Raw genomic sequence first — 9,009 nt, 5'->3', positions numbered from 1 at the left:
ATACCGCTCATCCCCGCGAAGGCGGGGACCCAGTGTTTTGGGCGATCCGGCCGCGCCAGGGGCCCGCAAACGACAATCCCGCCGACCTTGTGCCGGCAAAAGAACTGGGTCCCCGCCTTCGCGGGGATGAGCGGAAATCCAAGCTGCTGATCTTGCTTTGCTTTAAATGAGTCTGAACCCTGGTAGCTAGTGGCTAGCCGATCACCGCATAGCGACCCCGGGGCAAGCCAAATTTATCCGGCTCAAGACTCCGATCTCCACTTCACTAGCCACTAGCCACTAGCCACTAGCCGCTACTTCCACGCCGGCCCCTCGATCTCGAACCCGCGCGCCTCCAGCGAGTCCAGCGGCCCGCCTTCCTCGGCCAGCAGGCGGACAGGCGCGACGCCCATGGTCACGCCAGGCGACACCAGCGCCGTCTCCACCGCGGCGGCCCATTGCTGGTGCAGCACCGGGGACAGCTCCGGGTCGCCCCAGGGCCAGCAAATGCGCAGCGCCTGCTCGATCGGCGAGTTGACCACCTCCGGCACGCGGAAAGCGCGCCAGTCCTCGGCCCGCTCGCGCGACGCGTCCGGCCCCATCTCGGCCGCCGCGATCGCCCGCTCGACGCAGGGCGCATGCACGCTCTGCGGCGCGTTGATCAGGCTGTCGATCATTTCGTCGCCGCGCACCGTTCCGATCGGCCGCGTCGTCCACCCGCGCGCGGCGCCCCGCGCGGCGGACCACGTCGACCGCGTCCACGCCTTCGCGTCCCGCCCGGAAGCCCGCCTTGTCCTGCATCAGGTCGAAGCCGACGAACAGCAGGCTGGTCCGGCGCCAGTCCTGATCCCGCTCCCCGGCCATCAGGGCTTCCAGCCGCGTCTGGTACTCCGGCGTCAGATAGTCGGCTGTCGTCTGTCCCTCGGGCAGCCGCCCGATCGTGCGGGCCCGCCAGATCACCCGAAAGATGTCGTTTAGCGAGACCCGCCCCTCCTGCGGCAGCAGGATCAGGTCCGCCTTGGCCGCCGCGGCCTCCAGCGCGTCGGGCCGCCAGGTCACGTCCCGCGGAATGCTGCGGATCGCCCCCACCAGAATCAGGGTGCTGTCGCCCCGGGTGATCGTCCACATCGGCGCGCCGGACCGCCGGGCCAGCACCACGACCTCGTCCAGCTGGCTGACCTCTTCCTGCGCGGGCGGCCCGGAAGCGTCCTGCGCGAGCGCCGTGGAGACAGGAATCGAAAGGGCCAGAACGGCCGACAAGAGAATTGAGACGGATTTCACGAAATCACCCGTTTGACCTTGTGATTGACAGTATTACCCGGCCCACATCAGAACAAGAAAATGACAAAGCTGTAATGCTGTCACCGATTTAATCCACCTGTCCGTCTTGTAACTGGAGACGGGCGCGGCGGACCGTCACACCTCTCGTCACACGACGAGGGGAGTTCTGCAATGACCAAGACCATTCTGCTGGCGACGACGGCCCTGTTCCTGTCCGCCGGCGCCGCCGCGGCCCAGACGCCGCCCGCGCCCCAGCCGGCGGCCTCAACCCGCGCCCCAGGCCGAGGCCGGACAGACGGGCGTCCTGGTCTTCACCCCGGACTTCTTCGCCGACCAGCAGCCCAACACCGCCCTGGACATGGTCAACCGGGTCCCCGGCTTCAGCGTCAATGACGGCGCCGGCAGCCGGGGCTTCGAAGGATCGGTCGGCAACGTCCTGATCAACGGCTCGCGGCCGGCGTCCAAGAACGACACCGGCTCCAACGTGCTGGGCCGCACCCTGGCCTCCCAGGTCGAGCGCATCGAACTGATCCGCGGCGGCGCCCCGGGCATCGACATGCAGGGCTACTCCGTCGTGGTGAACGTGATCACCCGCAGCCAGTCCAGCCGTCAGTCGATCTTCACCGGCAACGCGGCCCTGTTCGAGGGCGGGAACGACGTCTACGGCGGTTCGTGGCAGTTCACCGCCAAGGACGGCGACCGAACCTGGGGCTTCACCCTCAGCGACGGCATGTCGACCAGCGACTCCAACGGGGTCGGCCCGGTCATCCGCCGCGACGCCCTGGGCGCCATTCTGCGCGACGAGCACTTCTTCAACGACCAGTCCGGCGGGGGCAATCGGTGCGGGTCAACTACGCCAGCCCCTTCCTGGGCGGCAAGATCGACCTGACCGGCCGCTACGGGCTGAACGACTACTCCAGCATCAACCTGCAGACCTCGCCCACCGTCCGACGCGAGAGTCTCTACGCCGAGGACGGTTCCAGCGGCGAGTTCGGCCTGGTCTACACCCGCGACATCGACAGCCGTCTGCGGTCCGAGACGCGCTTCATCCACGAGTTCGGCTCGTTCGAGAACGAAGCCACCTCGCGGACCCGGCTGAACGGCGTGGATGGCGCCGAGCAGCGGTTCTCCTCGGAAGGAGAGGAATCCGAGACCATTCTGCGCAGCCTGCTGCGCTACGAGCACTCCCCCCGCCTGACCTTGGAGACCGGCGGCGAGGTGGCCTACAACATGCTCGAGGTCGATCAGGCCTTCAGCGTCGGCGGCGTGCCCGTCGCCCTGCCGTCCGCCTCGGTCAAGGTCGAGGAGACGCGGGGCGAGCTCTTCGCCAAGGGCACCTGGCGCCCGCGCGACAACCTGACCCTGGAAAGCGGCCTGCGCGTCGAGGCGTCCACCATCAGCCAGTCGGGCGACGCCGAGAAAGAGAAGAGCCTGTACTTCGTCAAGCCGCGCTTCCTGGCGACCTGGACGCCGATGCCCAACAACCAGTTCCGCCTGCGCTTCGAGCGAGAGGTCGGCCAACTCGACTTCGGCGACTTCGCCGCCTCGGCCGAGTTGGAGGACGAGAACGTCTTCGGCGGCAACATCGACCTCGAGCCCGAACAGCGCTGGATCAGCGAACTGGCATACGAGCGCCGCTTCTGGGGCGACGGCATCGTCAGCGTCACCCTGCGCCACGACGAGATCAGCGACGCCATCGACTTCATCCCCCTGGACGGAGGGCTGTCGGCCCGCGGGAACATCGGCGACGGCACGCTGGACCAGCTGTCGGTCAACATCCTGGTGCCGACGGACCGGTTCGGCTTCACCGGCGGCCGTCTGGGCTTCCGCAACAACTGGAACCACACCGAGGTCACCGACCCGACCACCGGCGAGACCCGCCCGATCTCCAACGTCCGCGCGTCCCAGGCGACGATCACCATCGCCCAGGACATCAAGTCCTGGAACCTGCAGTGGGGCGGCGCCTGGCTACCGCTGCTGGGTCAGCCCAACTACGACCCGGATCAGAAATTCAGCTGGCGCGGCAGGGACTATTTCGAGGCCTGGGTTGAGTACAAGCCGACCCCGACCCTGTCGCTGCGCGCCCAGGTCAACATCTGGAACAATTTCGACCAGGAGCGGATCGTCTATGGCGACCGCGTCACGCGGCCCATCGCCTACGTCGAGACCCGCGAGATCGATCCCCGCACCTTCTGGCAGCTTCGCCTGCGCAAGACCTTCTGATCCGGCGGGCTCCACGCCGTTTTCCAAGCGTGGAGCCCGCCACGGCGACGCCGCAAGCGTTGCCGCGAATTAATCCACATTTCGCTGTTGTAACTGGAGCGGTCGGCGAGGCGCGGGCACCGTCCGCCGCAACAGGGAGAGGGTTCATGCGCAAGGCTATCTGGCTGACCGGCGCCGCCGTGTCCGTGCTCGCGTCGCCGGCCCTTTCTCAGACGGCGCCGTCCCGCCCTCTCCAGATCCGCGAAGCGCCGCCCAGGCGCCGGTCGCGACGGACCGCTGCGGACCTCTCCCGAAGTCGACGCCGCCCAGCGCGGCGTGCTGGTCTTCGAGCCCGCGTTCTTCGCCGACGCCCGGCCCGACACCGCGCTGGACATGATCTCGCGCCTCCCGGGCTTCAGCCTGGACACGGGCGACAGCGACACCCGCGGCCTGGCCGGCGCGACCGGCAACGTCCTGATCAACGGCCAGCAGCCTTCCAGCAAGACCGACAACCTCGAGAACGTCCTGCGCCGCATCTCGGCGGCCGGGGTGGCCCGCGTCGAACTGATCCGCGGCGGCGCTCCGGGCATCGACATGCAAGGCCGCGCGGTGGTCGCCAACATCGTCCTGGCGCGCGCCGTCACCGTCGAGCGGGTGCTGGGCGTCAACACCTACGTCTACCCCGACGGCTACCTCGGCCCGTTGCTCAGCGCGCGCTATTCGCGCCGCGACGGCGACAATCTGATCGAAGCGTCGATCAACGGCACTTCGGACCGCACCGACGGCACCGGCGACGGCTTCCGCCGGCGCTACGACCCATCCGGAAACCTGATCCAGGACGCCGACCTGGAGCGGTGGGACCGCTTCCGCAACCTGCGGGCCACCGGCGCGATCCAGCGCCCCTTCGCGGGCGGACGGCTGCGGATCAACGGCCTGCTCGGCTGGAACAACGAAGAGTTCGCCCAGGACCTGCTGATCCGCTCGGGCGCCGGCGTCGACAGTTTCAACGACGAGGAAACCGATACCCTCAATGGCGAACTCGGCCTGAACTGGACCCGCGAGCTGAGTTCCCGGACCAGCATCGAACTGACCGGTCTGCAGCGCTGGTCGACCGAGGACTACGTCGGCGCGACCCAAGCCGGCGGGGACGACTCCGTCTTCACGACCGACGCGACGACGGGCGAATCGATCGCCCGCGCCGTCCTGCGCTACCGCCCGTCGGATCCATGGGCGATCGAAACCGGCGGCGAGGTCGCCTACAACGTCCTGGACAGCGCCAACACCTACGCCGAGAACGGCGTCCCGGTCCCCCTGCCCTCGGCCAACGTCAAGGTCGAGGAGTTGCGCGGCGAGGTGTTCGGCCGCACCACCTGGCGCCCCTCCCCCGACTTCACCCTGGAGTTCGGCGTCCGGGTCGAGGTCTCCGAGATCAGCCAATCGGGCGACAGCGACCAGACCAAGTCGTTCGTCTATCCCAAACCTCGTATCCAGGCGACGTGGACCCCCTGGACCGGGCACCAGTTCCGCTTCCGCATCGAACGCGAGGTCGGCCAGCTGGATTTCGAGGACTTCGCCGCCTCGGCCGACATCGAAGTCGGTCAGGTCGAGGGCGGCAACCCGAACCTGGAACCGTCGAAGACCACGGTCTTCGAGGCCCTGTATGAGCGCCGTTTCTGGGGCGCCGGCGTCCTGGACTTCACCTTCCAGCACAACGTGTTCGAGGACGTGGTCGACTTGATCCCCCTGACGGGCGGCTTCGACGGCGTCGGCAACATCGGCGACGGGACGGAGAATTTCTATCAGACCCGCCTGACCCTGCCGATGGATCGGCTGGGCCTCGCCAACGCCCGGCTGACGGCGCGCGCCAGCTGGTCGTCCACCAATGTCACCGACCCCCTGACGGGCGAGGAGCGCCGGTTCAACGGCAACCAGGCCTTCGGCTGCGGCGTGGCCTTCAATCACGACCTGATGGGCGGCCGCTGGTCCTACGGCTTCGACCACGGCTGCAACGTCGACAAGGGCCGCGCCTTCCGGGTGAAGGAGATCCGCGCCTTCCACAACGAGCCCTTCGTGATGGTCTACGGCCAATGGAAGCCGCGCGCCGACCTGACGATCCGCGCCGACCTGGGCAACGTCACCGACCGGACCCTGGGCTACGACCGGGACGTCTACGCCGGTCCGCGCGACGCCTCGCCGATCGCCTTCCGCGAGGTGCGCCGCACCAAATCGAACCCCTGGCTGTTCCTCCAGATAAGAAAGACCTTCTGAAGAAGGCGTCCCTCCGTTCCCCGGAAACTGTGCGCCCTTTCCCCTTGGGCGCACCAAAAGGCGGGACCGCAAGGTCCCGCCCTTCCTGTATCCGCGGCTGTCGCTGGATCAGCCGGTCGTCGTGGCCGACGGGCGCGCGACGTTGCCGTCCTCCCGGCCGCCCTCGGTCAGGGTCGGCCCGGGGTGGTTGTTCGGGTCGTTCGCCCCGTTGGACCACTTCGCGATGAAGAAGCTCACCAGGATGAAGCCGACGCCGATGCCGACGCCCCAGAGGCCGATGGTGTTGAAGGTGTCCAGCGAGGTCTGCAGCGCGGCCTCGGGATTGGTCACCTGCCCGCCGACCGTCTCCGTGCCGGCCAGCTTGGCGATCTCGCCGCCCAGGAAGTGGGCGATCGACGAGGCCATGAACCACACCGCCATCATGAAGCTGACGATCGAGGGCACAGACAGCTTGGTGATCTCCGACAGGCCCACCGGCGACAGGAACAGCTCGCCGGTCGTATGCAGCATGTAGAGCAGGCCCAGCAGCACCAGAGGCGTGCGGAAGGAGTCGTCCACCAGGCCCGAGTTGGCGCCCCAGACCACCACCAGGAAGCCCAGGCCCACCTGGATGATGCCCAGGCCGAACTTGACCACCGGGTTCGGGTCCATCTTGCGCTGGGCCAGGAAGGCCCACAGCGCCGCGAAGATCGGCGCGAAGATCAGGATGAAGCCGGCGTTGAACGACTGGGTCTGGGCCGCGGTGATCGAGGTGTCGATCCACAGGCCCGTGGTCGACAGACCCGCCGCCGCGACCTGCGCCGGCGTGCCGTAGGGAAGGCCCAGGAAGGTGCCCGCCGAGCTGGTCAGCGACAGGTCGACGTTGCGGTCGGCGAACAGGTTCAGCGACGAGCCGGCCTGCTCGAACAGGGTGAAGAACACCGCCGAACCGAAGATCAGCACGGTGGCCAGCATCATCCGCTCGCGCGCGACCTTGTCGCCGCGCAGCTTGAAGATGATGAACCAGGCGATGAAGCCGAGCGCCGCGATGGTCGACAGCAGCAGACCCTGCCCGACCAGGGCGTGGTTCGGCACGATGAAGAACATCAGGCCGACGCCGACGAAGCCGAGCAGATAGATGATGATCTCGCGGTTCAGGAAGCCCGCGACGGGCTTCTTGATCAGTTCGGGGTAGGGGCTCTCGCCCTTGCCCTGAAGCAGGGGCTTGCCCAGCCAGAACACCACCAAGCCCAGCGCCATGCCGATCCCGGCCAAGCCGAAGCCCCAGCCCCAGCCGAAGTTCTGGCCCAGGTAGCCGCACAGCACGGCGGCCCAGAAGGCCCCCAGGTTGATGCCGTAGTAGTACAGGGTGAAGCCCGAATCCCGGCGCGGGTCCCCCTGCGGGTACAGCTGGCCGACCAGGGTGGAGATGTTGGGCTTCAGGAAGCCCACGCCCATGATGATCAGCGACAGCGCCAGGTAGAAGGCGTTCACGCCGCTTTGGTCGCGCGTGGCCGTCAGCGCGTACTCGCCGGTCGGCAGCAGGGCCGGGACGGCGCTGTTGGCGGGCAGGTCGTTGATCTGCAGGCCCTGTTCGGTCGAGGTGTAGCTGTACGGCTGCCCCCCGATCATCAGGTGCGTCTCGCGCGCCTCGCCGCGGCCTTCGATCTGAACCGCGTACTCCTGGCCGCCGTAGGTCAGCGTCTGGGTCGCGGGAGAGCCCTCGTAGGCCATCAGGCCGTGGCCCATCACCAGCAGGATGGCGCCGAACATGATCGCCTTGCGAGTGCCGATGTAGCGGTCCGCCACGATGCCGCCGATCAGGGGCAGCAGATACACCAGCGAGCCGTAGGTGCCGTACTGGCCGCTCGAGAAGCCGTCGTCGAACAGGAAGTGCTGGGTCAGATAGAAGATCAGCAGGCCGCGCATGCCGTAGAACGAGAACCGTTCCCACATCTCGGCGAAGAAGCAGATGATCAGCCCTCGGGGATGTCCCTTGAGGATCTGAAGAAGCACGGGAATCCCCGTGACGAGGGTGATCACCACCCCCAACATGATGACGATATTCATGCCTACCCTTTGACTGCGGGGTTGCGATGCCCGTTGTGTTGTTATGGGCGCGCCGACTGCGGCCCCCGCCTCCCCTGGCGAAGGCGCGATAGGACCACCCTGCGGGGGGGTTTACAAGTCGTAACCCTGTGTGAGACCCGATCCGGACGTCGCAGGAGGTGATTCAGAAAATGCTGACCCGCCGCGCGACGATGGCGCTGGGAGCCTCTTTCGCCCTCCTGCCGGCGGCTTGCGGCCGTCAGGATCGAGCCTCATCCGGCGACGTGATCGCCGCCGGTCAGCCCGCCGCCCTGCTGATCTGGGCCGCGGCGCGCGAACGCCTCGCCGGATGGCCGCGCAAACCATCGCCCGAGGACCTCGCCGCCCTGCCCCCCCGCCGCCCCGGGCCCTGCCCGAGCTGGGAGCTCTGGCGGGCCCCGGCCGGCCCGCCGATCTGGAGGCCGTGGCGGCCCTGAAGCCGTCGCTGATCGTCGACTACGGCGACACCGATCCCCGCAACCGCGACCAGGATCTGCGGATTCAGGACCGGCTGGGCGTCCGGGTCCGCCTGATCGACGGGGCGCTGACGCGCATTCCCCAGGCTTTTCGCGAGGCCGGGACTCTGCTGGACGTCCGCGACCATGCCGACGGTTTGGCGGAGGAGGCCGAAGGAGTCCTCGAACGCTGGCGCCGCGCGCCGCCCGGGCCGGCCTTCTACTACGCCCGCGGCGCGACGGGCTCGAGACCGGCTTCCAGAGCGCGCTGGCCACCGAGGTGCTGGAGGGCGCCGGCTGGACCAATGTCGCGACCGGTTCGACCGACATCGGCCGCGTGACGCTGGAGCAGGTCGCCGCCTGGGACCCCGAGGCTCTCGTCACCCTGGACGCCGGCTTCGCGCAGACGGCGCGCCGGCATCCTGTCTGGGGCTGGCGCCGCGACGGGTCGAGCCGACGCATCCTTCTGCTCCCCGCCCGGCCGTTCGGCTGGGTGGACCGGCCGCCGTCCGTGAACCGGCTGCTCGGATGCGCCTGGCTGGCCTCGCCCGAGGATGGAACGATGGCCATCGCCCTGCTGAGCCGGCGCCTCTACGGCATGGCCCCCGCGGAGGTCCAACGTCCCCGATGGCTCGCCTGACCGCCCTGCGGATCCGGGTCGCGCCCGTCGCCTTGGGTCTGCTCGCGCTCGGCTTCGCCGTCGCGGTCATGACCACCGGTCCCCTGGGAGCGGCCCCGCACGCCCCTGTTCGCGGCC

8 protein-coding genes and 1 pseudogene are annotated in these 9,009 nt (G+C 68.3%); 6 read left to right on the top strand and 3 right to left on the bottom strand.

Annotation, left to right across the window (positions count from 1 at the left end):
• Positions 1-293 precede the first annotated feature (293 nt).
• Both AC2W7C_RS09390 and AC2W7C_RS09385 read right to left on the bottom strand, forming a co-directional pair.
• On the bottom strand, positions 294-671 hold the full coding sequence (locus AC2W7C_RS09390; RefSeq protein WP_486001199.1) for a TraB/GumN family protein: 378 nt from the start codon (positions 669-671) through the stop codon (positions 294-296).
• 217 nt (positions 672-888) lie between these two features.
• Positions 889-1,107, bottom strand: a pseudogene (locus tag AC2W7C_RS09385) (TraB/GumN family protein); the annotation flags it as partial.
• Between the two features lie 511 nt (positions 1,108-1,618).
• Here AC2W7C_RS09385 and AC2W7C_RS09380 point away from each other — a divergent pair.
• The 3 genes from AC2W7C_RS09380 to AC2W7C_RS09370 all read left to right on the top strand — a co-directional run bounded on the left by AC2W7C_RS09380 (position 1,619) and on the right by AC2W7C_RS09370 (position 5,730).
• Positions 1,619-2,149, top strand: a complete 531-nt coding sequence (locus AC2W7C_RS09380) for a hypothetical protein (protein WP_486001198.1) — start codon at positions 1,619-1,621, stop codon at positions 2,147-2,149.
• Positions 2,101-3,483, top strand: coding sequence for a TonB-dependent receptor domain-containing protein (locus AC2W7C_RS09375; RefSeq protein ID WP_486001197.1), 1,383 nt, complete (start codon positions 2,101-2,103; stop codon positions 3,481-3,483). Before AC2W7C_RS09380 ends, AC2W7C_RS09375 begins: the two co-directional genes overlap by 49 nt.
• A 315-nt stretch (positions 3,484-3,798) precedes the next feature.
• Complete coding sequence (locus AC2W7C_RS09370) at positions 3,799-5,730, top strand: TonB-dependent receptor plug domain-containing protein (RefSeq protein ID WP_486001196.1); 1,932 nt, start codon at positions 3,799-3,801, stop codon at positions 5,728-5,730.
• A gap of 108 nt (positions 5,731-5,838) precedes the next feature.
• Here AC2W7C_RS09370 and AC2W7C_RS09365 read toward each other — a convergent pair whose 3' ends face one another.
• Positions 5,839-7,779 (bottom strand): peptide MFS transporter, encoded by a 1,941-nt coding sequence (locus AC2W7C_RS09365; protein ID WP_486001195.1) that lies wholly within the window; start codon positions 7,777-7,779, stop codon positions 5,839-5,841.
• A 170-nt stretch (positions 7,780-7,949) separates the two neighbouring features.
• Between AC2W7C_RS09365 and AC2W7C_RS09360 the strand changes: the two genes are divergently transcribed.
• From AC2W7C_RS09360 to AC2W7C_RS09350, 3 genes are read left to right on the top strand one after another with little or no spacing between them, the layout of a single operon-like run.
• Positions 7,950-8,234, top strand: a complete 285-nt coding sequence (locus AC2W7C_RS09360) for a hypothetical protein (protein WP_486001194.1) — start codon at positions 7,950-7,952, stop codon at positions 8,232-8,234.
• On the top strand, positions 8,222-8,593 hold the full coding sequence (locus AC2W7C_RS09355; protein ID WP_486001193.1) for a hypothetical protein: 372 nt from the start codon (positions 8,222-8,224) through the stop codon (positions 8,591-8,593). The genes AC2W7C_RS09360 and AC2W7C_RS09355 overlap by 13 nt, the downstream gene beginning before the upstream one ends.
• Positions 8,533-8,892, top strand: coding sequence for a hypothetical protein (locus AC2W7C_RS09350; protein ID WP_486001192.1), 360 nt, complete (start codon positions 8,533-8,535; stop codon positions 8,890-8,892). Before AC2W7C_RS09355 ends, AC2W7C_RS09350 begins: the two co-directional genes overlap by 61 nt.
• The last annotated feature ends 117 nt before the right edge of the window (positions 8,893-9,009 follow it).

It is taken from the genome of Brevundimonas sp. CURTG3B2_SDJG (assembly GCF_057364705.1).
This window is presented reverse-complemented; position numbering and strand designations above follow the sequence as displayed.

Coding starts and splice junctions, on each gene's coding strand:
- AC2W7C_RS09380 (WP_486001198.1), top strand. CDS start 1,619: ATGGTCAACCGGGTCCCCGGCTTCAGCGTCAATGACGGCGCCGGCAGC.
- AC2W7C_RS09365 (WP_486001195.1), bottom strand. CDS start 7,779: ATGAATATCGTCATCATGTTGGGGGTGGTGATCACCCTCGTCACGGGG.
- AC2W7C_RS09360 (WP_486001194.1), top strand. CDS start 7,950: ATGCTGACCCGCCGCGCGACGATGGCGCTGGGAGCCTCTTTCGCCCTC.